Source organism: Paraburkholderia sp. HD33-4 (assembly GCF_021390635.1).
Lineage (GTDB): Bacteria > Pseudomonadota > Gammaproteobacteria > Burkholderiales > Burkholderiaceae > Paraburkholderia.
The window spans coordinates 618187-643399 of the sequence record NZ_JAJEJS010000003.1; the positions used below are offsets into that span (position 1 = coordinate 618187).

The following is a 25213-nucleotide window of genomic DNA, read 5'->3' on the forward strand; positions in this document are numbered from 1 at the left end:
GGTTCTGAGTCAGTGGGGGGCGGCCAGTGACGCCATGAGCACGGGAAACACGTCGCGCTCCGCGTTCTTGCCGATGAAAACGTCGAGATGCCCATATCCGCCCAGCACATGCAGACGGTGATAGTTAGGCCGATGGCGCTCGAACCAGTCGAACGTAGCCTGCTGACTCTGCCACTTGAAGCAGTCGTTGAGTTCGCCAGCGATGAACGTGAAGCGCGCCTGCGTCTTCGGCGGCTGTGCTGTCGGATCCGGCTGTAGCCCCGGCAACTGTGACACCAGGTGACCTGCATCCAGGCACCGGTTCATCTGCCGGAAGAACGAGACTGGCACATTGGCGAATTCCTGACGGATCCAGTCGTGCACGGCATCGCTGAGATTTTCATGACGCCACAGCACCGGAAATCCTACACCGAAGGTGAAGCTGGAAAATCGGCAGACGCCATTGGCACATTCGTGGTGGGTAAGCAGCACCAGGCCTTTGAGCAGGTTGGGTACGACACCGTCGGCGTGCTCACCCCATTGAGGATTGAGGTAGTCGGTCATCAGGCCGACGATGGGCAGCGCGTAGCGACCCTTGCGATATGAAAACCAACCGACCTGAGGATGAAGTGATACTGCGTTTGATACGATCGTGTCGACTTGCGGGACGAGCCCGGCAACTGCCGACAAGAGGAAGCTCGTAGAGCCCTGACAGTGCACCACAGCTTTGATCGTGGGAGCCCCAGTCAGCTCGACCACTTTATTCACGGCGGCGGGGTGATCATAAAGAGCAGCTTCGTCGAGCGTCCATTGACACGGCGGAAGGTCGATACTGGCGCGCCAGTTTTCCAGCCAGACGTCATATCCTTCATCGATTAACGCATCGACGAAGTTCGTAGCGTTTGGGGGGCGAAATATGTTGGCGCGCACGCCTGCTCCATGTACCAGCAGGACAGGTCCCTTCGAAGCTTGCCTCGAGCCCCTGATGTGAATCAGGTTGCACGCGTGACCGTCGCCGGCTCTAAACGCGACAACTTCTTCGTGGGACATGGGCAACTCCCTCTGGGTGATACGAAGCTGCGCGGTGCCAAAAGGTCAATGAACAACAATGGCCGAAACCGGTTGTAGTGATCTCAGATGCGAACGAATGTCCGGCCGAGCCCGGCGGTCTCAAATTGAAAACGATTGGACGCGATTATCTTTGAAATCGACGAACGTTCAGAAAAAGACATTCTCAATGAAGACCCGAGGTGCTTCGCTTGCGTGGCCGAACGCCATTGCTCCAATGCCGGGATTTCGATGATTGATTTCGCGCATACCACGCACTATTGAGCTGGGTTGAATAAAAACAGTTCTGGAATAGTGAGAGACAATTTCAACGTCGGCGTTGAAATTGTCCGCGGAATCGGTGGATTTTGGCGGACGAGTGCTAGTCGGGACAGCTATGAAGGCAGAATGTGCTGAAATGACCGCAGCCCTTCAGCGTTGGTCATCGTCGGGCGGTGACGGTTTGGGCGCCACGCCGCGTTCTTCGACGGAGTCAGGCGGCCGCGCGGGACAGATCTCATTGGGCATCGGTTGCCAGAATTCGCACAGCGCTTAGGACATTTTTGATTCGTTCGGGGCACTCATCGCAGTGGCCGTGACGCTGAACGCAGGTTCCAAATATCAGCACCGTTCATCAATGGTCGCGCCGATTCAATTTCTTGATCTCCAATCGTCTTTACTGCATCGTAAAGGGGAGTAGGCAATACTTGAGCCCGACATAAGGAGACTTGAATGAGCACCGTCAAAATATTCCTGAGTCACACGTCGGAGTTCGTTAACATTGCGCGAAGCTTGAAATGGTCAATCCTGGCTCTGGCGTCTCCGGATTCCGTTGAGGTGAAGCTGAGCGAAGAAATGCAGGGTGGCGCCAACTGGCGGGCGTGGATCGAGCAGAATACCCGCGAGACCGACGCCTTCGTATTCCTGTATCCACGCTCCGATATCGACAACGGCTGGCCCGCTTATGAACTCGCGCGTTTCACGGAAAATTGCGAAAAGCCGGTGATATGGATACGCAATCTTGATCTGAAAAAGCTTCCAGGCATGTTCGAGCAGTATCAGTCTTATCCTGCAACGGAAGAAGGCATTCTGAAGTTCTTTAGTGAGGTCTTCGCGAAAGGATTGTTCACTCACGGTGAACCTCTAAACGCAGAAGTGGACAACATCGGGTCCAAGTCCCATAAAAGCGCGGTGGACGCTGCTTGCGAACTGGCAGAAGCCTTTGCCGACACGTTGATCGAACCAAAGTATTACACGAGGCGAATCCTGATCTCCCTTGCATATGACAGGAACCGAAAGTTCGATCCGGAGCAATCGAAGGTCACTGGATATGACGATGGCATGAAGATGCTTGGCATGAGCCCTGACGCGACGCTCAGTTGGTCTGCTGTAATGGAAATGTTCGGGGACAAGGTCGATTGGCCGCGTGAACTACAGGCAGAGTTTGCGTCGATAGTGACGGGGGCGCTACCTGCTCACCTTTCGCCGTTCGAGACTGAGCAAGGAATTTTCATCCCGATCATAGCGAAGTGCGAAGTCGCACCGTTACAACTTCGACGCGTCGTCGTGCTCTTTGTTGAAGCGAATAGCCAGAAGCTGCGGCCGATGTTCGAATGGAAAATGCCGGCGGCGATGCCAGGTCAACTTGCGTCGTTCGTTCAGCTTGTGAGGCTGATGCTGAGAGTGCGCTACGACATCCTAGACCCGAAGTACCAGGAGACGAGATTCCAATCACCGTCGCAAGAAATGTGTCTGTCGCTGTGCGACGCGGCCCTTACCGAGTACAAGACTGTGCGTGAGGAATCCAGAAAGATCGGCATTTCGGGTGTGTCGGCTTTTCAGATGCTATTTGACAAATCGCTGTGGGATAAGCTCGACGCAGCGGCCGACGAGTATGCGACCCACACCAAGGCATTGAAGGCGTATCCCGAGATGCTAAAGACCGCGCAAGCGGACTTCGACCATGCCGCTGCGCTCGCCCATGTGTTGCAGGGGCTTCGGGAGAACAACGCGCATTGGCTCGCGACCGCGGCTGCTCAATTTGCGTTGTTCGAATGGCGATAATTTCAGACCTGTAGGAGGAAATCAAATTCGTTGATGTGACGACGCCCCGACTCAGGCGTCTTCGCCGGCCGCAAATACACCGTTTTCCGGCTCCGTCTGTTCGACGTCGATGCATTGCACGCGCCAGTGACCGCTTATCAGGCTGCGGCCGCGTTCGGCGCACCACTGCACGCGGCCGACCTCGCCTTCGAACGGCCCGTCTACCTGGTTCAGATCGAGCCCCTCCAGCACGCAGACCGGCGCCGAGCTATGCGGCGCGCACACGAGCGTGTTGCCGCAATCCACATGCAACGCGCCCCATTCGGGCAACTCGAGCCCGAAATGCCCTTCGCGCGACCATTGCCGCGTGTCCTTGTCGAGCCAGAGAATGGCGAAGGCCATTGGGTTGACACGATCGAACGTGTCGAGATGAACGGTCAAACGCATGACAAGTCTCCGCAAATGTAGACGACTGATTCGCATTGCCGACGCCATCGCGCGTCGGCAGCGGGCCCGATGCATGCGCATCGAGTCCTTATTGGCTAAGTACCCATTGCACGAGCGTGTGCGCGTCCTCCGCCGATAGAGGGCCGCCGCGCTCGGCCGCCGGCGGCATCGGCGTATCGCCCCAGTGCGCCTTGCCGCCGAGCCGCAGCTTGTGCTCGAGCATCGTCTGCGCGTTTGGCACGTTGCGATAGCGCTCGGCGATCTGCTGGAACGACGGCGCGAGAAACGGCGCATCGCGCGTATGGCAAAACATGCAGTGCTGCTGATCGACGAGCGCGCTCGGCTCGGGCTCGCCGTAGGCGAGGCCGGCCGTCAGCGCGGACACCGCGTATACGAGCAGACAATTTCGGATTCGCGCAATCACGGCACGTACTCCCGTATCAGGAATAAGATCAGTCTACGGACGACAAAACGGCCCTTATTGACCTCGATCAAACGGTCTATGGCAGGGGACGATTGCGCGACACAATGGCGCGCCTATGCTGGTGAGGCGGCGCACCCGGCGGCCGGTCACGGCTGGCGCTGCCGCGTCTGAAGGAGAACCCGATGCGAGCGATGGTGTTCGACGGCAGCTCGGCGACGCTGGGCGAGCGGGAAGTGCCGGATCCACAGCCCGGTTCCGGCCAGATCCTGATCGACATTCATGCTTGCGGCGTGTGCCGCACGGACCTGCATCTGGTCGACCGCGAGCTGGAGCATCCGAAGCGGCCGGTGATTCCCGGTCACGAAATCGTCGGCGTGGTGGCCGGATTGGGTGCGGGCGTCAGCGGTTTCGCGGTAGGCGAGCGGGTCGGCGTGCCATGGGTCGGGCGCACCTGCGGCCACTGCCGCTATTGTCTGTCCGCCCGAGAAAATCTCTGCGACGATGCCCGCTTCACCGGCTACACGATCGACGGCGGCTATGCCGAGCGCACGGTCGCCGATAGCCGCTACTGCTTTCATCTGCCGCCGCACTACAGCGATATCGAGGCCGCACCGCTGCTGTGCGCGGGGCTGATCGGCTATCGCACGTTGAGCATGGCGGGCGACGCCGAACGGATCGGCATCTACGGCTTCGGCGCGGCCGCGCATCTGGTCGCGCAGGTCGCGCGTCATCAGCAGCGCACCGTGTATGCGTTCACGCGTCCCGGCGATCACGCGGCCCAGCAACTTGCGCTGCGCCTCGGCGCGGTCTGGGCCGGCGGCAGCGACGAGGCACCCCCCAGCGAACTCGATGCGGCGCTGCTGTTCGCGCCGGTCGGCGCACTGGTGCCGCTCGCCTTGCAGGCGGTCGCCAAAGGCGGCGTGGTGGTGTGCGGCGGCATTCATATGAGCGAGATTCCGTCGTTTCCATACGCGTTTTTGTGGGGCGAGCGTCGCGTCGTGTCGGTCGCGAATCTGACCCGCGACGATGGGCTTGCGTTCATGCGCAGCGCCGCCGAGATCCGGCTCGCGATCGAGACGACCACCTATGCTTTGCGCGACGCCAACCGGGCGCTCGACGATCTGCGCAACGGCAGGCTGACCGGCGCGGCCGTGCTGTCGATCCGCCCGTGATCCGCTCGCTAGCCGTTGGCGCTTGATGCAGATCAAGCCGCCCGCCGCGTCGGCGTTCATCATGTAAGCGCGAACCGTTGGGGTCGCCGTCGCGGGCCGACGCGTAAAGCGAAGCGGCCGACGCGCCGCCGCACGGTGCGACGATCCGAGGAACACTAATGAACACTGCTGCCGAGCGCAACACCTTCCACCGCGTGATGATCGCGTCCGCGGGGGGCACCGGACTGCCGTCCGGCACGCGCATCGCCAGGCAGTTCGTCGCCGCGGATGCGCGCTTTCGTCTCGTCGATATCGTCTGCAACCCGGCCGCGCTTTATCCGACGCTGATGCTCAGCTATCCCGACTGGTGCGAGACGCATCGCGCGATGCTGCACGGCGCGCAGGCCGCGCTGCGCGACGCGGTGCTCGCGTCGCACGACGTCGTCGCGGCGACCGACGTGGAGATCGTCGATCTCACCGCGCTGCATCAGGGCGCGGCCGAAGCGTTGGCTCACACGGCAAAGCAATGGGACGCGGATCTGGTCGCGGTGGCCGCGCATCCGCGCGAACATCGCTGGGACGGCCGCATCGATCCCGAGGAGCTGGTCGCTTCGATAGGGCGCCCGGTCCTGTACATGCCGGCGAGGTCGACCGCCGCGAGCGATGCCTCGGCGGTGAGCCGCGTGCTGGTCGCGATCGACGGCAGCGACACCGCGCTCGACGCGTTGCGCACCGCGCTCGCGGTCGCGCCGCCCGACGCGCGCATCAAGGTCGTCTACGCGGCCGACGACCGGTTCGCGTGGTGCGAATGGCTGCCGTTCGAAGTCGTGTCGCAGCATCGCATCGATGTGTTGCGGCGCGGTGCGGCGATGCTCGACCAAAGCGGGCGCGCGGCCGAAACCGCGTTGCTCGAGTTCGACGACGATTCTGGCGATGCGTCGAGCGCGATTCTCGACGAAGCGCAACGCTGGCACGCGGACCTGATCGTGATGGGTTCGCACGGCATGCGCGGCGCGCCGCATCCATTGCCGGGCCACGTGACGTCGCGCACGCTGCGCGACGCGGCGTGTCCGGTGCTCGTGTGTCCGCGCGATGCGTCGTCGTTGGGGGCGGACGCGGTGCCGCGCGGCGAGTTCCCGCAGCCGTACACTGTCAGCGCGGGCGGGCTCTTTTATCTGTAGCGGGGACGCGCCACGCGCGTTGACAAATCCAACCTCAGTGGAGAATCGGCATGTACCAGCATATCCTCGTCGCGCTCGACGGCAGCAGCTTCTCGAAACGCGCGCTGAAAGAAGCGGTGAATCTCGCCGGGTTGACGAAGGGCGTCGTGCATCCGATTTATGTGGTCGACAAGACGCCGATCTTTTCCTATGCCGGCTATTACGATCCGATCACGCTCGTCGACGCATTGCGTCAGGACGGCCACTCGGTGCTCGACGAGGCCGAACAGGCCTGCGCCGCCGCCGGCGTGCCTTGCCGCCCCGAACTGATCGAGTCGGAGAGCCTGTCCGACGATGTCGCCACTATCGTGCTGCGCCACGGGGAGCAGATCCACGCCGATCTGCTCGTGCTCGGCACGCATGGGCGGCGCGGCGTGCGGCGTCTCGTGATCGGCAGTGTGGCGGAGCGGGTGCTGCGTTTCTCGCGCTGTCCGGTGTTGCTGATGCGCGAGCCGAGCGCCGAGGAAGCGCCTGCCGAGTAGTCCGCGACAGCGGGGCGCGGCAGCGGGTGAGCACTACACGAGCGCGTCGGCCGGTATCTGGATCGAGATCCTGAAACCATGGCCCGGCGAGCTGGTGAACGACACATTGCCGCGCAACTGCCGAACGCGTTCGCGAATGCCAAGCAGACCGAACGAATTGGTTCCCTGCGACTGATCCAGCGCGACACCGACGCCGTCATCCTCGATATCGAGAGATACGATGGGGCTCGTGCAGACCATCTCGATGCGTACGCGCCTGGCCTTGGCGTGCCGCGCGACGTTCGTCAGCGCCTCCTGAACGATGCGAAACAGCGCCGTCGCCGCAAATTCGCCGCATACCGGCTCGGCCGGTTCGAGGTGCACGCTCGAGCGCACGCTATAGCGCTTGGTGAAGTCTTCGGCGAGCCAGTCGAGCGCGGCGGCGAGTCCGAGGTCATCGAGCAGCGGGGGCCGAAGATCGGCGGCGAGACGCCGCAGCGAAGCGGCCATCCAGTCGATCTGCTTTTGCAGTTCCTGCGTCTGGGCGGCGAGCGGCTCGGTGTCGGCTTGCCTGTTCAGCTTTGCTTCGAGCAACGCAACGCTCATTTTCAGCGCGGTCAGCCGTTGGCCGAGATCGTCGTGCAGTTCGCGCGCAATGCGTTTCTGCTCGTTTTCACGAGCGATCTGCACGTGCGTGGATACCTGATCCGCGCGTTCGAGTTCCGCGAGGCGCATGCGCTCGGTCAGGTCGCGGGTGATCTTGGCGAAGCCGAGCAACGCGCCCGACGCATCGTGCACGGCGGAAACGACCACGTTGGCCCAGAAGCGCGAGCCGTCGCGGCGCACGCGCCAGCCCTCGTCCTCCGCACGGCCCACGGCCGCGGCGGTTTCCAGTTCGCGGGCGGGCTTGCCGGCCGCGATGTCTTCGGGGGTATAAAACTTCGAGAAATGCTGGCCGATGATTTCTTCGGGCGTGTAGCCCTTGATGCGCTGTGCGCCCGGATTCCAGCTAGTGACGCGGCCGGCGGGATCCAGCATGAAGATCGCGTAGTCCTGCACCGCTTCGACCAACATGAAATAGCGATCCTCGACGGGCACCGCCGACTCGGACGCCGTACCGGTGAAGCGCAAAGACTCGCCACTCGACAGACTCATCGCTCCTCCACGCGGTCGCGCAAGGTCGCGCACCGTATCGCACTGAGTTATATCAGGTCAGGAGCGCATGTTCCACCCGGCATGTCCCGCGAACGAACGTGAGGCGAGCCTCGCGCAAGCGCTCAGACGCGAGCCAGTTTTTCCGGGTCTTCGATGCGAATCGTTTTGCCGTTCGCCTTGACGAGACGCTCGCGCTGGAACTTCGAGAACATCCGGCTCACCGTTTCGAGCTTCATGCCCAGAAAGCAGCCGATTTCCTCGCGTGTCATGCGCAGATGAAACTCCGCCGCGGAAAAGCCGCGCGCCTTGAAGCGTTTCGACAGGTTCAACAGAAACGTCGCGACGCGCTGTTCGGCGGTCATCGTGCCGAGCAGCAGCATCTGGCCCGATTCGCGCACGATTTCGCCGCTCATCATCTGATAGATGTGATGTTGCATCGGCTTGATCTCGCGACAGATCACCTCGAGCTGCGCGAACGGAATGATGCACACGACGCTGTCTTCGAGCGCGATCGCATCGCAATTCTGCTTGCCCTCGCTGATGCCGTCGAGGCCGAGCGAATCGCCGGCGATCTGGAAGCCTGTCACGTGCTCGCGGCCGTCGCGATGCATGACCACCGTCTTGAACGAGCCGGCGCGGATCGCGTAGATGCTATGAAACGCGTCGCCCGCGCGATACAGCGCGTCGCCGCGTTTGATCGAGCGCGTCGAGCAGATCACCGCATCGAGTCGGCTCAGTTCGTCCGAGGTCAGATCGGGCGGCATGCAGATCGCACGCATCGCGCAGGCGGAGCAACGCGGCACGGCATGGCGTGCCTCCGCGCCGCGTGGCACGACGTGGATTGGCGCGACGTACGAGGTGCGGGGCGCGTCGCGGCGGGGTTCACAGGCTGCGGCAACTTGCATGATCGGCTCCTGGCGGTCAGACCGGATGCGCACGACGCGCATAGGCAATCGCTTCGATGGCACGGCAGGCGAGCTCGAACTCCGAGGTCTTGTCGAAGAAGAAGTCGGCGCCCGCCGCTTCGCACGCGCGGCGAAACGCCGTCGCGCAATGGTTGGTCAGCACGATGCTGACGATGGACGGCCGCACCCGCGACAGCGCCGCGAGCAGCACCAGGTCGGTCTTGCCCGAGAAGCACGGGTCCAGCACCGCGACATCGGCGCGACTCGCGACGATGTCGTCGAACGTTTGCTCGACGCCCGCGGACTCCCCGGCGATTTCGATGCCGGGAATCAGCGCGATCAGGCAAGCAAGCAGACGCCGGACCTCGGTCGCATCGTCGACGAGGAAGACTCTCGATACGGTGGCTGGCATGGTGGTGTCCATGCCGACCAGTATTGGCGACCTCATCTCAGAAATATATCGGCGGCGCTTTAAGTGACGCTAGGAGTTCAGGAAATGGTTGTAGGAATATTCCTAGTGCGTAGTTGGCGAGGCCCGATGCGGCGGGACGAGATGCCGGTTTGCATCGATTGCAACGGAAGACATATAACGGTAATCGTGAGGCCGCGCGTTGCTTGCCCACTGGCGGCAGGTGCGCGGCCGTGGTCCGCTATCCGCGGCAGGCAGCGCGTGGCATGGCTGCGCCGGGTCGGGGCGAATGGCGGCGTTATGGGGGCCGCGGGGGCCGCGGGGGCCGCGCGCAAGCGGGGGCGCCGCGCGGCGGCCCGTTGACCTGTGTCAAGCCGCGCGGCGGCGCGCGCTTCACACTGTCAGTGCAGACGCGCGAAGGCACCGCTTCGGGGCATGCCAGCGCTTTCAGAGGGAGTCCAACATGTATCAACGAATTCTGGTCGCGCTCGACGACAGTCCCAGTGCGCAGCGCGCCTTTGGCGAGGCGCTGAAGCTTGCGAAGCTGTCGGGCGCCACACTCGAAGCCTGCTGCGTGGTCGGGCACGGCAAGTGGTCGGACAACGCCGATGCGGCTTTCGAGCCGGAACCGGCGGGCGCGGCGCAAGAATTTGCCAGCCGCTCGCTCGATGCGCCACGCGAGCTGATGCGCGAGGCGCAGGTGCCCGGCACAGTGCGCGTGATCGACGCGTACGCCGAAAGCGTGTCGGCTGTGCTCGCGCGCGTCGCCGAGGAAATCGAAGCGGATCTGATCGTGATGGGCTCGCACGGCCGACGCGGCGTGCAGCGGTTTCTGCTCGGCAGCGTCGCGGAGTCGCTCGTGCGGGCGACCGACAAACCGGTGCTGATCGTGCGGCATGACGAACAGGAGCAGGCGCGGCCCTGAAGCGCCGCGCCGCGCAGCAGTGGTGCGGTCGCGCCGCGGCGGCCGCGCAGCAGCCGGGTTTCGGCGGCTCAGGTGAGTGCTTTTTCGGCGCAGGCCGGCACGGGCTCGTCGCGCGTTGCGTCGTTCGCTTGCGCCGGAATCATCAGCACCGGACAACGGGCGCTGCGCAGCACCCGCTCGGCGACGCTGCCGAGCATCAGGCGCTGGAAGCCACGGCGGCCGTGCGTGCCCAGCACGATCGCGTCGGCGTGCCAACCGAGCGCCGCCGCGACGATGCGATGCGCGACGTCTTCGCCGGTGAGCGCGGCTTCGACGGTGCGTGGCGTGCCCTTGACGCCGCGCGCGGTCATCCGGCTCTGGGCGTCGGCCGCGATTCGCTTGCCTTCCTCGATGAAGGCGTCCTGAATCACGCATGGGTCGAAGCCGGGCGCGTCGTAGGCGATGACGGGCACGTCGATCACATAGAGCGGCATCAGCTCGGCGCCCGACTCGGCGGCGAGGGTCAGCGCGGCGTCGAACGCGCGCGAAGCGGTGTCGCTGCCATCGAGCGCGACGAGTATGCGTTGAAACATGGCGGTCTCCTTATGCGCGAACTTCAGCGCGAAATTCAGTGCGAACCTCAGTGCGACAACAGCACGGGCACGGTCATCGACTCGAGCATCGTGCGCGTCGCGCCGCCCAGGACGACTTCGTGCAGACGTGAATGCGCGTAGGCGCCCATCACGATCATGTCGCAGCCGAGGTCGGCCGCCTGCGACAGCAGCGCGTCGCCGACCGGCGTGTCGTCGGCGACGCTCAGTTCGCGTACGTCGATCTTGACGCCATGACGCGCGACGGCGAGTGCAATGTCGTCGCCGGGAACCGTGTCGCGCGGCGAACGATCGGCCGACGAATGAACCGTCAGCAGCGTGACTTTGGCCGCGTGCGCGAGGAACGGCAGCGCGTCGTGGATTGCGCGGGTGGCCTCGCGGCTGCCGTCCCACGCGATCAGCACGTGGCGGCCCGTCCCCGCGAAGGTGCCGCCCGACGGCACCAGCAGCACCGGCCGCCCGGCCGACAGCACGACGTGCTCGACGAACTGTTCGGCGACGAACGCCTCGGGATCGGTCGGGTCGGTCTGTCCGAGCACGATCAGATCGGCGAGGCGCGCATAGGGCGGCACGACGTCGTTCGCGTAGCCGTCGGCGGCGATCCAATGACCGTCGACGTTCGCGCGCGCGAGCTCCGCGCGAAACAGCCGCTCCAGCGCGCCGGCACGCTCGTGCCGCAGGCGCTCGTGCTCCGCGTAGTAGTCGGCGGTGCCGGCCATCACGAAGAACGCGTGCCGCGGTGGCACGTACGTCGAAAACAGGCCGGTCAGCGTCGCATGAAAGCGGTGTGCAAGCTGCAATGCGATCTCGAGACGCGGATGTGCACGAACGCTCGTATCGAGGTGAACGAGAATGCTTTTGTAGCTCATCGCCAAAGCTCCGTGACAGAACGTGGGAAAACGGGCGCGAGCAACGGGCGCGAGCAGCCGCGAGCCCGTCGTCAAATGGAGTCTATGAGCCCGGCGGCCGCGGCTGTTGATGCAGATCAAGCAGGGGCCGTCGGACGCTCAATACAGTGGCAGGCGCGCTCGACGGTTTGCAACCGCCGCTGGCAATCCTATGCTGTGCTCTGGAGGGCAGTGATGATGGTTTCCGAATGGTTCGACTACGCGGCGGCGTATCAGAGCGCGCAGTGCGCGGCTCGCGAGTACGCGGAACGGAGCTTCGCCGACTGGAGCAGGTCGATCGCCTTCGCCGCGCAGCACGAGGCGGACTGGTTCGACCAGGCCAACCGCGCTTTCGCCGCCTGGTATGCGTGGTGGCAGGCGGCGTACGGCATCGCCCCGGGCGTCGCTCCGCTCGCGGGCGGCCTGAACGCATGGTGGTGGGGCTCGCAGAACGCGCTGCCGTTCGCGGGCGTCGTTTAGCCGCGCGAGCCGGCCAGGCCGGTACGCGCACCGTCAATCGCAGACACGGCAAGGAGGGGCTCAGATGGGAACGGATCGCGTGGCATTGGTCACAGGCGGGATGGGCGGGTTGGGCGCGGCGGTCAGCCGGGCGCTTCATGACGCGGGCATGACGGTCGCGGTGACGCACTCGACGCACAACGATCACGTGTCGACATGGCTGCAGCACGAGCGCGACACGGGTCGCGAGTTTCACGCGTACGAAGCCGACATCGCCGACTTCGATTCATGCGCGCGCTGCGCGCAACGCGTGCTGACCGAACTGGGCGGCGTCGACGTGCTGATCAACAACGCTGGCATCACGCACGACGCGAGCTTCGCGAAGATGAGCAAGCAGCACTGGGACGCCGTGTTGCGCACCGATCTCGACGGCCTGTTCAACATGACCAAGCCGCTGTTGCCCGGCATGCTCGAGCGGCGCCACGGCCGCATCGTCAACGTGGGGTCGGTCAACGGTTCGCGCGGCGCCTTCGGGCAAACCAATTATTCAGCGGCCAAAGCGGGCGTGCACGGCTTTACGAAGGCGCTCGCGCTCGAAACCGCGAAGCACGGCGTCACGGTGAACACGGTGTCGCCCGGTTATCTCGCGACCGCGATGGTCGAAGCGGTGCCGAGCGAGATTCTCAACGCGAAGATCCTGCCGCAGATTCCGGTCGGCCGGCTGGGACGCCCGGACGAAGTGGCGGCGTTGATTGCGTTTCTGTGCTCAGAGGATGCGGGCTTTATCACCGGCGCGGACATTGCGATCAATGGGGGGATGCATATGCATTGAGGGGATTCCTAGACGGTGATGACCAGGTCGGTGTATTTCGACAGGTGGCCGTCTGAACTCAGTAGGCGCAACGGTTCTGAAAGAGCTTGCGCGACCAGAAGCCGATCAAATGGATCCTTGTGGATGTCGGGCAAATCCCGAACCAGAGCGGCATGAACTGCCCGCACCGGCAATTCCAGAAAGCCGCTCGCCTCGATCTCAGAAACGAGGAGATTGACGTCTACGTCGAGCTTTCCAAGACCGGCTTTGATCGAAGCTTCCCAAATACTCGCGCTGCTGACGAAAACCTCGCTTGCATCGAGTATCAACTTGCGTGCCGCTTTGGTCAGCTTGCGATCGTCGGTGACTGCCCAGAGGAAAACGTGCGTATCGAGCAGGAGTCGCATCAACGGCCCTCGAACGCCGCGATGACGTCATCGGGCAAGGGCGCGTCAAAATCTTCCGCAATGCGAACCTTGCCTTTGAGCCCACCAAAGCGCCGGACGGTCTTGGCATGTTCCATCGGTACGAGCCGCGCTGCCGGCTTGCCGGCCTTTGCGATCACAATTTCCTCACCGCGCGCCGCAGCGTCGACCAGACGCGAAAACTGGGTCTTTGCTTCATGGATATTGACTGTCTGCATAACTGCTCCTAGTGGACTAAGTCCATGTTAGTCCGATGCAGTCTGGCAGTCAAGCGACTATCCGTGGTTGATTCCCACCTCAGTACTTCGACCGGTATCACCGCGCGCGCCTTCACCGCGCTTGACCCACGTCAATGCCCGCCTTTCGCACAAGAACAAAATAAGCCGATAGCGAGCGCCTGGCCCGGGTTTCCGAGGAACAGGCCCGATCGACATTCGCACCGGGAGGCGAAGATGGGCATCGACATGCAGATCGTCTATGTCGGCTTCGCGGGTGCCGCTTCGCTCGAAGCGGAAGCAGGTGCGCAACTGGTGCGTCTCGCGCGGTTCGGCGCACTCGTGTCGCACTGCCATCTCTCCATCGAGGCGTTGCGGCCGGGATCGGCGCATCCGTTGTATGCCGTGCGGCTCGATCTGGTTACGCGCGCGCATGAACTCAGGCCCGTCGCGCACTGCGCTGGGGACGACGCGCAAGCGGCGATCCGCCGTGCGTTCGATGCGGCGGAAACGGCCCTGGAAGCCGCGATCGGCATGGAGGGCGGGCACTGAGCCAATCTGCGTCGTGAGGTTACGCTCAACGATCGCCCGCTGCGCAATGCTGACGTTTTCCCAACCGCCTTATGCCGATCTGTGGCCTGCCGGAATCCTGGCCGCGCGGCGCGGCCGTCGAACTTCCAGCGCGGCGTGCTCGACATCGCGCCAGAATTCGCGGAGCCCCGGATGAACCGCATCGCGCCAACGCGGCCCGATGAACAGATCGTAGTGATTGCACTGCTCGATGGTCAGCTGACGCGCGGGCCGCAGCGGCGATGCACCGCACAGCGCATGCGCGCAATGCGTTTGCCCCGCGCCGGTGATCTCGTCGCTGTCACCCTCGATCGTGCACAGCGGCGTATCGCGCAGCGCGGCGATCCGCACCCGGCGCCCGGCGACCGACCACAGATCGCGCGGCAACAGATGTTCGTGAAACACCACACGAAGCATGTCGAGGAAGTAGCACTCCGCCATGTCGAGCACCGCGGCATATTCATTTGCCGAGCGCAGCGCCTGCTGCGCACCGGGTATGTCGCCGGCGAGCCATCGGGACCAGTAATCCGCTTCGAGTCGCAAGTGCCGCTCCGGATGCGCGGCAAAAATCGCGGCCTGCTGGATGAAACCCGGATACACGAGGCGTCCCGCGCCCCGATACGGCGGTGGAACGATATCGATTGCATGGTCGTGAAACCACTCGAGCGTATGGGAACTCGCGAAGCGGTCCGTGACGGTCGGGTTCAACCGCGTATCGATCGGGCCGCCGAGCAGCGAGACGCTCGCAATCGGCGCGGCCTCGTCCGTGGCAAGCAGCGCCGCGGCGCCGAGCGCGGGCACGCTCGCCTGACAGATCGCGACCACATGAATCGGCGACCCGAACGCGCACGCGGTGCCGACGAAGCTTTCGAGCGCCTGCACGTAGTCGGCGAGCGAAAGCGGGCCCGCTTCGCGAGGGACGTCGCGCGCGTCGGCCCAATCGGTCACGAACACGTCACGTTCTTCGAGCAGTGTTTCGACGGTCTCGCGCAGCATGACCGAATGATGGCCGGCGAGAGGCGCGCACAACAGCACCGGCAGTTTTGCGTCGGCAGGCGGCGTAGACGGGTTGCGCCTGAACCTGAGCAGCGTGCCGACCGTCAACGAGGCGACGACGCTTTCGTCGACCGCAACGCGGCTACCGTTGGCGGCAACGGAGTGGATTGCGAACGGCGGGGTTCGCTCGAAAGCGCAGCTCGACCTCAGCAGCCAGTGGCTGAACGCGTCGGCCGCCTGTTCCGGCCCGAGCCAGCCCGCTTGCGCGTTCGGCACCGACCTCGATTCGGTTAGCATTCCCCCGACCATCGCGCGAGCGAGGCGTTGCTGTGCATCGATGAAGGCGTACCACATGATGAACTCCGGCGTTCGTCGATCATGAGGGCAGCGTTGCCGCACGGGCACGAACTCGTGACGCGGATACTCTCGCAAAGCTTACCGCGAAACGTCGGGGCGAGGGGCGCCAAATCGGTGCGTGCGCGGTGCGTTTTCACGCGACGGCGTGAGTCTGAAGCGAAGCTGAAGGCATCGGGCGAGCGAATGATGTCTAGCGTCGCTCACGGCTCGCATCGACGCTTGACGTGGATCAACGATCGAGGCGTTGCACGGCCTTAGGCTGACCGTGGCAGCCGCTCGCGACAACCCGAGGAGCATCCAATGAGCATCTCAGCAAACGCGCAGCAAGGAACCTGGTCCGTGAGTGTCGAGACGGAGGAGGCGCAGGAAGGCGGATTTCAGGCGACGATCCATGTCAAGCATACGTCGCCCGAAGGTGATTTCGAACGCACCTTTCATCAATCGCGGGTGTTCGCCGCCGAAAGAGAAGCGGTACTCGAAGGACTGCGCGAAGGCATGACATGGATCGCGCTGAAGACGACGCGGACCATCGGGGTGTAAAGCCGAACAGGCCCGCGCGGTGTTGTGACGACTTGCGTCGTCAACCGAGCCACGCTTTGATCGTCGTAGCCATCGCGTCCGTCGAGATGCCGTAGCGGTCGTGAAGCGTGGGTAGCGCACCGGCCGCGAGGAACTCGTCGGGCAGCGCGATTTGCTTGAATGGCGGTGTCACGCCAGCGCCGAGCAGCGTGCGCGCCACCGCTTCGCCGAGTCCGCCGATCACCGTGTGGTTCTCCGCGACGATCACCATGCGGCCCGTGCGCTTCGCTTCGCGCAGGATCGTCGCGGTGTCGAGCGGCTTGATGGTCGGCACGTGCAGCACGGCCACACCGACGTTGTCCGCTTCGAGCGCCTTCGCGACTTCGAGCGAGCGCATCGTCATGATCCCCGACGAGATCAGCAGCACGTCGTTGCCGTCGCGCAGCAGCTTCGCCTTGCCCAGTTCGAAGCGGTAGTCGTATTCGTCGAGCACGGCGGGCACATTGCCGCGCAACAGCCGCGCATAGACCGGCCCTTTGTGCGCGGCAATCGCCGGCACCATCTGCTCGATATCGAGCGCGTCGCACGGATCGATCACCGTCATGTTCGGCATTGCGCGCATCAGCGCGAGGTCTTCCGCTGCCTGATGGCTCGGGCCGTAGCCGGTCGTGAGGCCCGGCAGCGCGCAGACGATCTTCACGTCGAGATTGTCTTCGGCGATCGTTTGGTGGATGAAGTCGTAGGCGCGCCGTGTGCCGAACACCGCGTAGGTCGTGACGAACGGCTGCGCGCCTTCGTGCGCGAAGCCGGATGCCGCGCCCATCAGCAGCTGCTCGGCCATGCCCATCTGGTAGTAGCGCTCCGGAAACTCCTTCGCGAAGATGTGCAGGTCGGTGTACTTGCCGAGGTCGGCCGTCATGCCGATCACGCTGGACTTGTTGCGCGCCAGTTCGGCCAGTTCGTGACCGAACGGCGCCGAACGCGTGACCTGGCCCTCCGACGCGATCGACGCGATCATCGCCGAGGTCTTCAGGCGCGGCTTCTTTGCAACGGTACTCATGCTTGTCTCCCGGCTTCGAGCGCTTCGAGCGCGAGTTGCCATTCGTGTGCGTCGACGCGGATGAAGTGGTTTTTCTCGCGCGCTTCGAGGAACGGCACGCCGCAGCCCATCTTCGTATCGCAGACGATGATGCGCGGTTGCGGCTTGTCGTGATGGCGCGCGTTGTCGAACGCGCGTTTGACCGCTTCGATGTCGTTGCCGTCCACGCGCTGCGTGTACCAGCCGAACGCTTCGAGCTTGTCGACGAGCGGCTCGAACGCCATGATCTGCGTCGACGGACCATCGGCCTGCTGGTTGTTCACGTCGACGATCGCGATCAGGTTGTCGAGCTTCCAGTGCGCGGCCGACATCAGGCCCTCCCAGACCGCGCCTTCGTCGAGCTCGCCGTCGGAGAACAGCGTGTAGACGAAGGAGTCCGAAGCTTTGCGCTTCAGACCAAGACAGCGGCCGACGGCGATCGTCAGCCCCTGGCCGAGCGAGCCGCCCGACATCTCCATGCCCGGCGTGTAGCTCGCCATGCCGGACATCGGCAGGCGGCTGTCGTCGCTGCCGTAGGTTTCGAGTTCGTCGGCGGGCAGGATGCCGGCTTCGAACAGCGCCGCGTACAACGCAATCGCGTAATGGCCATTCGACAGCAGGAAGCGGTCGCGGCCTTCCCATTCGGGGTCTTCAGGGCGGTAACGCATCGCGCCGAAGTAAGCGACGGCCAGCACGTCGGCAATGTCGAGCGCCTGGCCGATATAGCCCTGGCCCTGTACTTCGCCCATCAGCAACGCGTTGCGGCGGATGCGGTAGGCACGCTCGGCGAGCGTGACCGACTCGGTGATGGTCTCAGCGTCCATCGGTAACTCCTGTAGCAGGTCGAGAAAGGGAATCATCGGTTCACGGATCGGGCGGGCACCAGAAAGACCAGCATGGCGCCCAGCGTCACCGAGACGGAAATGAAGATCAGCCCGGCGGTGGACTTGCCGGTCAGGTCGTTGAGCCAGCCGACGATCGCCGGAGAGAAGAAGCCGGCGAGGTTCGCGAAGCAGTTCACCGCGGCGATGCCCGCCGCGGCGGACATGCCGCCGAGCAGCGCGGTCGGCAGCGACCAGAACTGCGACGACGACGCAAGAATGCCCGCCGACGCGACGCTCAGACACACGATCGACGCACCGACGCTGCCGAGCAGCGGCAACGTCGCGAAGCCCGCGGCGGCGACCAGCATCGGAATCGCCAGGTGAAAGCGACGCTCGCGGCGGCGATCGGCGCTCATGCCGATCAGCGGCAACGCGACGATCGCGCACAGATACGGAATCGCGGTGAACACGCCGACCCACAACGGATCGGCGACGCCGGCCCGGTGGATGATGGTGGGCAGCCAGAACGTCAGACCATACTGGCCCAGCACCACGCAGAAGTAGATCGCCGCCATCAGCCACAGGCGACGGTCGCGGATGAAGTCGCGAATCGATACGTGCGAGACCGTCTGTTGCGCATCGTTCGCGACGTTGCGTGCGAGCAGCGTTTTCTCCGCGTCGCTCAACCACTTTGCTTTGGCGATGCCGTCGTCGAGATACAGCAGAATCGCGATGCCGAGCACGAGCGAGGGCACCGCTTCAAGCAGAAACAGCCATTTCCAGCCCGACATCGCCCACACGCCATGCAGCGAATGCATGATCGCGCCGGACAGCGGGCCGCCGATGATGCCCGCGAGCGGAATCGCCATGAAGAACAGCGACAACGCCTTGGCGCGGCGCTCCGCCGGGAACCAGTAGGTCAGATAGAGGATCACGCCGGGCGCGAAGCCGGCCTCGGCCACGCCGAGCAGAAACCGCAGCACGTAGAACGCGGTGGGCGACCTGACGAACACGAAGCTCGCGGAGATGACGGCCCACGTCAGCATGATTCGCGCTAGCCAGCGGCGCGCACCGACGCGGTGAAGAATCACGTTGCTCGGCACTTCGAACAGGAAGTAGCCGAGAAAGAAGATGCCGGCGCCCATCCCATACACCGTTTCGCTGAAACGCAGATCGTTGAGCATCTGCAGTTTCGCGAAGCCGACGTTCACGCGGTCCAGATACGCGCCGAGATAGCACAGCATCAGGAAGGGAATCAACCGGCGGGCGACTTTCGCATAGGTCCGTGCTTCGAACGTGAGCTTGTCGTTTCGCGGCATTACGTTGCTGGCAACGGTCGCGGTGTATTTGGCTTTCATCGATGTCTCCTGGGTGCCACGGCAGGCGCTGCTGCGCGTGCCTGTGGCCACGTGCCCCGGATTGTGTTCCGGGTGCGTTGCTTGCGCCGAAACGCGCCGACTGGCGGCGCGCGGCGTCAGTGGATCAGCATGCCACCGTTGACGTCGAGTGTGATCCCCGTGAGGTAGCTCGACAGGTCGCTGAGCAGAAACAGGCACGCGTTCGCGACGTCGGCGGCGTCGCCGAGCCGGCCGAGCGGAATGCCTTTGATGATGTCCTCGCGCATCGCGGGCGTCAGCTTGTCGCCGGTGATGTCCGTCTGGATGAGACCAGGCGTGATCGAGTTCACGCGGATGCGGTTCGCGCCGAATTCGCGCGCCATCGCTTTGGCGAGACCGAGCACGCCCGCTTTCGCGGCGCTGTAATGCGGACCGCCGAAGATGCCGCCGCCGCGCTGCGCCGATACCGACGACATGCAGACGATGCTGCCGCCGTTCTGCTCCTGCATCGCCGGTAGCACCGCTTGCGACATGTACAGCGTGCCGCGCAGATTGACGTCGACGATCGCGTCGAAGTCCTTGCCGCCGATGTCGAGCGTGCGTACCGGCTGCGTGATGCCCGCGTTGTTGACCAGACCGTCGATGCGTCCAAAGCGCTGCAGCGTCTCGCGCGCGGCCGCGATGCAGGCGTCCTTGTCGGTAACGTCGCACGCCAGACCGAGATGCGCCGCGCCGAGCTCGGCGGCCGCGCTTTGCGCGTCTTCGAGGCGCAGATCGAGGATCACGACGCGCGCGCCTTGCGCGGCCAGCGCACGGGCCGTGGCCTTGCCGATGCCTCGCGGCGACGCCGCACCCGTCACGATGATGGTCCGGTTCTCGAGCAGCATGGTTCGTCTCCTATGTGTTGACTGATGCCCAGAGTGTCGGCTCGCGAAGCGCCCGCATCAACGCGGAAACGTTCAGCAATGGCTGAGAAAAATTCAGATGACGGCTGCGGCGCGGGTCCGGTGCAAAGCCCGGCGCAGGCGCGGGGGCAAGCCAAGGCGCAAACTCAGCCCCGCAAGTCGGCGGCCGCTTCGCGCTCGATCCACGCGAGAAAGCGCTCGACGCGCGGCAGTTCCGCGTTCTGCGCCGGATAGACGAGATGATGAGCGCCGACTTCGACCGCAAAGCTGGCGTCGAACACGGGCACCAGCAGTCCCTCGCGCATCTTCACCGAAGCGAGCATCAGGCTTTCGAGCGCGATGCCGAGCCCGAGCGCCGCGGTTTCGAGCGACATGTACGAGCGGTCGAACGAGAAGTCGAAAGTCTTGTGCGCGGCCGATACGCCGGTCCGGCCGAACCACTGTTTCCACTGCACCAGCGGCGACTCCGAATAGATCAGCCGATGCGACAGCAGGTCCTCCGGCGTCTTCACCGGATGCTGTGCGAGGTACTTCGGAGACGCGAGCGGCGCAATGAACTCGCCGCGCACCGTTTTGACTTCGACATTGGTCCAGTTGCCGTAGCCGTGGCGCACGTCGATGTCGTAGAAGCCGTTCGAGAACGACACGTTTTCGTATGAGCAGGCGACGTTCAACTGGATGTCGTCGTTCGCTTCCTGGAACGACGACAGCCTCGGCAGCAGCCACATCAGCCCGAAGCTCGGGCTCGAATGCACGCGCAGGATCTCGACGTCGGTGCGGCTCGACGCGCGTTCGGTCGCGCGGCTCAGGTCCGCGAGCGAGCCCGTCACGTCGGCCAGATAACGCTCGCCGGTGGGCGTCAGCACGAGTCCGCGGCCCGAGCGCTGGAACAGCGGCTGCCCGATGATCGACTCGAGATTGCTCAGCTGATGGCTCACCGCCGACGCCGTCAGGCCGAGTTCATCGGCCGCGCGATTCACGCTTTTCGTGCGGGCAACGCTTTCGAACGCGATGATCGCCTTCAGCGGTGGGATGCGCATAGTGAAATTTTTTTCAGTTGCAGTTGAATGAAACCGGCTTGTTCGCGAGTGATGCGCACTGCCATTCTGTCCATAAGCCGCACCGGTCCGGATTGCCTCACGGCAGGGACCCGCGATGCGGCAGGCTGGAAACGTCGCTCAGATCACGTTTCCATCCCGATACCGATATGGCGCAGTGCACCACTGCGCAGGAGACAGACCGCCATGCATTATCCGTTTTTCCTTCGCCGCGCGCGATCGTCGCCGCGTCCTCGCTAGTCAAGCAAGCTTCGCTCCATATCCGTCATACGCGTATCGCGCCGATTGACGGCATACGCAGGCTTTGCCGCCCCTTCCCTGTTCGATTCGCGCGCTTTCGCGCCGGTCTTGCGCCGGCCTCGTTGCGTGCGAAAGCGCTGTCGCAATTGGAGATTCGACATGGCTCAAACGCCATTCCTGTTGTCCGCCCGTTCGATCGTCAAGAGCTTCGGACCGACGCAAGTGCTGCGCGGCTTCGACCTGTCCATCGCGCGAGGCGAAGTGCATGCGTTTCTCGGCGGCAATGGCGCGGGCAAATCGACGTTGATCAAGATCATCTCCGGTCAGCACGAACGCGACGGCGGCACGCTCGAATTCGACGGCGAGTCGCTCGGCGCTTCGGTGGCCGCACATGTCGAAGCGGGTTCGATCGCGGTCGTGAATCAGGAGCTCGCGTTGTTGCCGCATCTGTCGGTGGCGGAAAACATCGCGATGCCGCGCCTGCGGCGCGCGACGCAAAAGTACAGCGAGCGCGCGTCGCAAGCGCTTGCCGTCGACGCGTTGTCGCTGATCGATCCGCATTTCGCGCGCGAGTCCGCCGCGCGGCTGGTCGGCGATCTGACGCTGCACGAGCGTCAACTGGTCGAGATCGCGCGCTCGCTGGGTTCGGGCGCGCGCCTGCTGCTGCTCGACGAACCCACCGCGAACCTGACGGCCGCGGAGACGGCGCGGCTCTTCGCGGTGATCCGCAGGCTGGTCGCCGAGACCGGGCTCGCGGTTCTCTTCGTGTCGCACCGGATGCGCGAGATCCGCCAGATCGCCGACGTCTGCACGATCATCCGCGACGGCAAGACGGCAGTCGATCGCGTCGCGCTCGATGCGATCACGGATCGCGAGATCGTCGAATGCATGGGCCAGAGCGTCGAGTCCGACGGGCAAACAGGTGACGCGGCGAAGGCGATCCATACCCACGCGGGCAACGGCGCGGCACCCGGCTTTGCGCAAGGCGACGAAATCACGTTCGCGCACGAGGACATCCGCGTCGCGATTCGCCCCGGCTCGATCGTTGGACTCGCCGGCGCGCCGACCGGACCGTCCGCGCTGATCAACGCGCTGACCGGACAGTCGACCGAAAGCGCGTGGGACGTGCAGCGCAACGGCGAGCCGCTGCGCTTCGCGAATCCCGGCGCGGCGGCGCGCGGCGGCGTCGGCTTCATCTCGGGCGACCGTGCGAACAAAGGGATTCTCGAAACGCTGCCGATCGTCGACAACCTGATGGCGGCGCAGCGCATCGTCGAGCGGCGCGGCGTCGCGCGCCGCGCCGAAGTGCGACAGGGCGCGCGTCTGCTCGAAGCGCTGAACATGCGCGTGGGCTCGCAGTGGGACCTGCCGTCGACGCTGAGCGGAGGCACCCAGCAAAAGCTGCTGGTCGCGCGCTGGCTTACGCTCAAGCCGAAGCTGCTGGTGCTCGAAGAACCGACGCGCGGTGTCGATATCCGCACCAAGCGCGAGATCTACGCGCTGATCCGCGAGATGGCCGCAGAGGGCTGCGCGGTGGTCTGGTGGTCGACGGAGTACGTGGAGCTCGTCGAGCTGTGCGACACCGTGCTCGCTTTCGATCTCGACGGCCGTCCCACCGGCGTGCTCACGCACGCCGACGTCAACGAAACCAATCTGGCCAACGCGACGGGCATGGCCGCCTGATCAAACAATGCAATGGAGACGAACATGAAGACAGTCACTCAACCGGTCGCAGAGGGGACCCGCCAGCCCGGCGGCACCGGGCGTCGATTGCTATCGACGTACCGCACCGAAATCGCGATCGCCATCGCGCTCATCGTCATCGAGCTGGCGGTCGGGATGGTCGTGCCCGCCGCGCTGTCGGCGGGCAACATCGCCAACGTCACGCAGGCCGCGGCGCCGCTCGTGATCATGGCGTTCGGCGTGCTGCTCGTGATCATCACGGGGGGCATCGATCTTTCGGTCGGCTCCGTGTTCTCGCTGACCGGCATGGTGACCGGGCTCGCGATGGCGCACGGCTTCGGCTCCATTGCGAGCAGTTTCGCCGGACTGGGCGTGGGGCTCGTGATCGGGCTCATCAACGGTGCGCTCGTCACCTTCGTCGGACTCGCGCCGTTCGTCGTCACGCTGAGCACCTATGCGATCGCGGGCAGCCTGTCGTTCATCGTCACCGACGGCCATTCGCTGCCGATCTCCGATCCGAACTATTACCTGCTGAATTCCGGCACGCTGATTCCCGGTCTGCCCAACTACGCGCTGTGGTGCGTGCTGCTGCTCGTCGCGATCGAGTTCTGCCTGCGCAAGGTCGTGGCTGGCCGCTGGCTCTATGCGGTCGGCAGCAGCAGTTCGTCGGCGCGCGTGATCGGCATTCCGGTCAACCGTGTGCGGCTTGCCGCCTACCTGCTGTCGGGGCTGCTCGCTTCGTTTGCCGGCATCGTCAGCATCTCGTACATCAGCAACGCCGAGGCGACGGCCGGTTCGAGCCTGATGCTGCAGGCGATCGCGGCGGTGGTGATCGGCGGCGCGAGTCTGTTCGGCGGAACGGGTTCGGCGATCGGCGCGCTGCTCGGCTCGCTGATGATCACGATCATCCAGAACGGCGCGAATCTGATCGGTGTGAACAGTTTCTGGCAGGGCACCGTGACGGGGATCGTCATTCTTATCGCGGTGCTGGTCGACCGCATTACCAAAGCACGGCGTTAAGCCGCGGCAAACACAAGCTCATAGGAGACAGACATGAAGCAGATCGCACCGAAGCAGGCCCGCGTTACGCGAAAGCCGTGGGGCCGGGTAATGGCGGCAGCCGTGTTGATGGCGACGGCCATGGCGTCGTCATCGACGTTCGCGCAGGCGAAGCATACCGTCGCGTATATCGCGCCGTCCCTCGATATTTCGTACTGGCAGTGGGTTGCCTATGGCGTCAAACAGCGCGCGAAGGAACTCGGCATGAACTACGTCGAGTTCACTTCGGAGAATTCGCCCGCCAAGCAGATGGACAACGTGCGCACGGCATTGACGCGCGGCGTCGATGCGATCGTGATGGGGCCGGTCAGTTCGACCAGCACGCCGCCCGTCTTGCGTGTGCTGAAAGAGAAGTCGGTGCCGATCGCGTTCACCGGAATCGGACCGCAGGCGGGGCAGACGGATTTCACCTCGGCGGTCACGGCGAACAACTATGAGACGGGCAAGGCGGAAGGTTCATACGTGTGCAAGCTGGCCAAGGATCGCGGCGGCAACAAGATCGCGATGCTGTCGCTGCCGCAGGACCGCGAGAACGCGCAGAAGTACATGAAGGGCGCGCAGGAATCGTTCAAGGCCGACGGCTGCGAGCTCGTGCAGGTGCTCGAGACGCATGGCCTGACCGTCAACGAGGCGGTCTCGCAAGCCAACGACATCTTGACCGCGCATCCCGACGTCAAGGCGATCTATGGCATGTACGACGAAGCCGCGACCGGCGCGGCAAAGGCGCTGCAAACGCGCGGGCTGACCGGCAAGGTGGCGGTGGTGACGGCTGACGGCAGCCCGACGACGATCCGTTTGCTGCGTGACGGCTCGATTCAAGGCATCTTCTTGCAGGAAGCGGTAGGACAGGGTATCGACGCCACGACGCAGGTGTTCAATGCGCTGAACCACAAGCCGACGACCCAGCAACTGGCGTTGAAGGAACCCCTCGTCACCAGGGACACGATCGACCAGGCCGACGCGCAGGCCACCGTCAAGCGCGTCTATCCGCCTTCGGCCGGCAACTATTGAACGCGAGCCGAACGTAACCCGAT

28 protein-coding genes are annotated in these 25213 nt (G+C 64.2%); 12 read left to right on the forward strand and 16 right to left on the reverse strand.

Annotated elements, in window-relative coordinates; translation table 11 throughout:
- Nucleotides 1–9: 9 nt before the first annotated feature.
- On the reverse strand, nucleotides 10–1029 hold the full coding sequence (locus L0U84_RS37350) for an alpha/beta hydrolase (RefSeq protein ID WP_233858116.1): 1020 nt from the start codon (nucleotides 1027–1029) through the stop codon (nucleotides 10–12).
- A 729-nt stretch (nucleotides 1030–1758) separates the two neighbouring features.
- Here L0U84_RS37350 and L0U84_RS37355 point away from each other — a divergent pair.
- Nucleotides 1759–3090 (forward strand): hypothetical protein, encoded by a 1332-nt coding sequence (locus L0U84_RS37355; RefSeq protein WP_233858118.1) that lies wholly within the window; start codon nucleotides 1759–1761, stop codon nucleotides 3088–3090.
- A gap of 51 nt (nucleotides 3091–3141) precedes the next feature.
- On the opposite strand, the gene L0U84_RS37360 is transcribed toward L0U84_RS37355, so the two are convergent.
- Nucleotides 3142–3516: a DUF3564 domain-containing protein gene (locus tag L0U84_RS37360; RefSeq protein ID WP_233858120.1), complete on the reverse strand. Its 375-nt coding sequence runs from the start codon at nucleotides 3514–3516 to the stop codon at nucleotides 3142–3144.
- Between the two features lie 88 nt (nucleotides 3517–3604).
- Nucleotides 3605–3940: a c-type cytochrome gene (locus L0U84_RS37365; RefSeq protein WP_233858122.1), complete on the reverse strand. Its 336-nt coding sequence runs from the start codon at nucleotides 3938–3940 to the stop codon at nucleotides 3605–3607.
- 182 nt (nucleotides 3941–4122) lie between these two features.
- On the opposite strand from L0U84_RS37365, the gene L0U84_RS37370 reads away from it, so the two are divergent.
- The 3 genes from L0U84_RS37370 (at nucleotide 4123) to L0U84_RS37380 (ending at nucleotide 6793) form a co-directional block, all read left to right on the forward strand.
- A complete protein-coding gene (locus tag L0U84_RS37370) occupies nucleotides 4123–5112 on the forward strand; it encodes a zinc-dependent alcohol dehydrogenase family protein (RefSeq protein ID WP_233858124.1) in 990 nt (329 codons plus the stop codon).
- A 158-nt stretch (nucleotides 5113–5270) separates the two neighbouring features.
- Nucleotides 5271–6272: a universal stress protein gene (locus L0U84_RS37375; protein ID WP_233858126.1), complete on the forward strand. Its 1002-nt coding sequence runs from the start codon at nucleotides 5271–5273 to the stop codon at nucleotides 6270–6272.
- A gap of 50 nt (nucleotides 6273–6322) precedes the next feature.
- The gene (locus L0U84_RS37380) at nucleotides 6323–6793 is read left to right on the forward strand and encodes a universal stress protein (RefSeq protein WP_233858128.1); all 471 of its coding nucleotides are present in this window, start codon (nucleotides 6323–6325) and stop codon (nucleotides 6791–6793) included.
- 33 nt (nucleotides 6794–6826) lie between these two features.
- Here the strand turns inward: L0U84_RS37380 and L0U84_RS37385 are convergent, their stop codons facing one another.
- From L0U84_RS37385 to L0U84_RS37395, 3 genes are all read right to left on the reverse strand, one after another.
- Nucleotides 6827–7927 (reverse strand): PAS domain-containing sensor histidine kinase, encoded by a 1101-nt coding sequence (locus tag L0U84_RS37385; RefSeq protein ID WP_233858130.1) that lies wholly within the window; start codon nucleotides 7925–7927, stop codon nucleotides 6827–6829.
- Nucleotides 7928–8049: 122 nt separating this feature from the next.
- Entirely contained in the window at nucleotides 8050–8832 is a 783-nt protein-coding gene (fnr, locus tag L0U84_RS37390) for a fumarate/nitrate reduction transcriptional regulator Fnr (RefSeq protein WP_233858132.1), read from the reverse strand.
- A gap of 16 nt (nucleotides 8833–8848) precedes the next feature.
- Complete coding sequence (locus tag L0U84_RS37395; protein ID WP_233858134.1) at nucleotides 8849–9256, reverse strand: response regulator; 408 nt, start codon at nucleotides 9254–9256, stop codon at nucleotides 8849–8851.
- Nucleotides 9257–9704: 448 nt separating this feature from the next.
- Between L0U84_RS37395 and L0U84_RS37400 the strand changes: the two genes are divergently transcribed.
- Nucleotides 9705–10166, forward strand: a complete 462-nt coding sequence (locus L0U84_RS37400) for a universal stress protein (RefSeq protein WP_233858136.1) — start codon at nucleotides 9705–9707, stop codon at nucleotides 10164–10166.
- Nucleotides 10167–10234: 68 nt separating this feature from the next.
- Here the strand turns inward: L0U84_RS37400 and L0U84_RS37405 are convergent, their stop codons facing one another.
- Entirely contained in the window at nucleotides 10235–10738 is a 504-nt protein-coding gene (locus L0U84_RS37405; protein WP_233858138.1) for a universal stress protein, read from the reverse strand.
- A 47-nt stretch (nucleotides 10739–10785) separates the two neighbouring features.
- A complete protein-coding gene (locus L0U84_RS37410; protein WP_233858140.1) occupies nucleotides 10786–11625 on the reverse strand; it encodes a universal stress protein in 840 nt (279 codons plus the stop codon).
- A 213-nt stretch (nucleotides 11626–11838) separates the two neighbouring features.
- On the opposite strand from L0U84_RS37410, the gene L0U84_RS37415 reads away from it, so the two are divergent.
- Together L0U84_RS37415 and phbB are read left to right on the forward strand one after the other, a co-directional pair.
- Nucleotides 11839–12123, forward strand: a complete 285-nt coding sequence (locus L0U84_RS37415) for a polyketide synthase (protein WP_233858142.1) — start codon at nucleotides 11839–11841, stop codon at nucleotides 12121–12123.
- A 64-nt stretch (nucleotides 12124–12187) separates the two neighbouring features.
- Nucleotides 12188–12934 carry an acetoacetyl-CoA reductase gene (gene phbB, locus L0U84_RS37420; protein WP_233858144.1) on the forward strand — a complete coding sequence of 249 codons (747 nt, stop codon included), beginning with the start codon at nucleotides 12188–12190 and terminating at the stop codon, nucleotides 12932–12934.
- Between the two features lie 8 nt (nucleotides 12935–12942).
- On the opposite strand, the gene L0U84_RS37425 is transcribed toward phbB, so the two are convergent.
- Entirely contained in the window at nucleotides 12943–13320 is a 378-nt protein-coding gene (locus L0U84_RS37425; protein ID WP_233858146.1) for a type II toxin-antitoxin system VapC family toxin, read from the reverse strand.
- Entirely contained in the window at nucleotides 13320–13556 is a 237-nt protein-coding gene (locus L0U84_RS37430) for a type II toxin-antitoxin system Phd/YefM family antitoxin (RefSeq protein ID WP_233858148.1), read from the reverse strand. Before L0U84_RS37430 ends, L0U84_RS37425 begins: the two co-directional genes overlap by 1 nt.
- Before the next feature lie 234 nt (nucleotides 13557–13790).
- Here L0U84_RS37430 and L0U84_RS37435 point away from each other — a divergent pair, with 234 nt between their 5' ends.
- Nucleotides 13791–14105 (forward strand): hypothetical protein, encoded by a 315-nt coding sequence (locus L0U84_RS37435; protein WP_233858150.1) that lies wholly within the window; start codon nucleotides 13791–13793, stop codon nucleotides 14103–14105.
- Between the two features lie 69 nt (nucleotides 14106–14174).
- Here L0U84_RS37435 and phaZ read toward each other — a convergent pair whose 3' ends face one another.
- Nucleotides 14175–15473, reverse strand: a complete 1299-nt coding sequence (gene phaZ, locus L0U84_RS37440; RefSeq protein WP_233858152.1) for a polyhydroxyalkanoate depolymerase — start codon at nucleotides 15471–15473, stop codon at nucleotides 14175–14177.
- Nucleotides 15474–15776: 303 nt separating this feature from the next.
- Here phaZ and L0U84_RS37445 point away from each other — a divergent pair, with 303 nt between their 5' ends.
- On the forward strand, nucleotides 15777–16016 hold the full coding sequence (locus tag L0U84_RS37445) for a hypothetical protein (RefSeq protein ID WP_233858154.1): 240 nt from the start codon (nucleotides 15777–15779) through the stop codon (nucleotides 16014–16016).
- Nucleotides 16017–16056: 40 nt separating this feature from the next.
- Here L0U84_RS37445 and L0U84_RS37450 read toward each other — a convergent pair whose 3' ends face one another.
- From L0U84_RS37450 to L0U84_RS37470, 5 genes are all read right to left on the reverse strand, one after another.
- A complete protein-coding gene (locus tag L0U84_RS37450; protein WP_233858156.1) occupies nucleotides 16057–17055 on the reverse strand; it encodes a transketolase family protein in 999 nt (332 codons plus the stop codon).
- On the reverse strand, nucleotides 17052–17897 hold the full coding sequence (locus L0U84_RS37455; RefSeq protein ID WP_233858158.1) for a transketolase: 846 nt from the start codon (nucleotides 17895–17897) through the stop codon (nucleotides 17052–17054). Before L0U84_RS37455 ends, L0U84_RS37450 begins: the two co-directional genes overlap by 4 nt.
- Before the next feature lie 32 nt (nucleotides 17898–17929).
- A complete protein-coding gene (locus L0U84_RS37460) occupies nucleotides 17930–19255 on the reverse strand; it encodes an MFS transporter (RefSeq protein WP_233858159.1) in 1326 nt (441 codons plus the stop codon).
- Between the two features lie 116 nt (nucleotides 19256–19371).
- On the reverse strand, nucleotides 19372–20121 hold the full coding sequence (locus L0U84_RS37465) for an SDR family NAD(P)-dependent oxidoreductase (RefSeq protein WP_233858160.1): 750 nt from the start codon (nucleotides 20119–20121) through the stop codon (nucleotides 19372–19374).
- A 164-nt stretch (nucleotides 20122–20285) separates the two neighbouring features.
- Nucleotides 20286–21179, reverse strand: a complete 894-nt coding sequence (locus L0U84_RS37470) for a LysR substrate-binding domain-containing protein (RefSeq protein WP_233858161.1) — start codon at nucleotides 21177–21179, stop codon at nucleotides 20286–20288.
- A gap of 417 nt (nucleotides 21180–21596) precedes the next feature.
- On the opposite strand from L0U84_RS37470, the gene L0U84_RS37475 reads away from it, so the two are divergent.
- From L0U84_RS37475 to L0U84_RS37485, 3 genes are read left to right on the forward strand one after another with little or no spacing between them, the layout of a single operon-like run.
- Nucleotides 21597–23120: a sugar ABC transporter ATP-binding protein gene (locus tag L0U84_RS37475; protein ID WP_233858162.1), complete on the forward strand. Its 1524-nt coding sequence runs from the start codon at nucleotides 21597–21599 to the stop codon at nucleotides 23118–23120.
- A gap of 24 nt (nucleotides 23121–23144) precedes the next feature.
- The gene (locus tag L0U84_RS37480; protein ID WP_233858163.1) at nucleotides 23145–24140 is read left to right on the forward strand and encodes an ABC transporter permease; all 996 of its coding nucleotides are present in this window, start codon (nucleotides 23145–23147) and stop codon (nucleotides 24138–24140) included.
- 33 nt (nucleotides 24141–24173) lie between these two features.
- Nucleotides 24174–25190: a substrate-binding domain-containing protein gene (locus tag L0U84_RS37485; protein WP_233858164.1), complete on the forward strand. Its 1017-nt coding sequence runs from the start codon at nucleotides 24174–24176 to the stop codon at nucleotides 25188–25190.
- The last annotated feature ends 23 nt before the right edge of the window (nucleotides 25191–25213 follow it).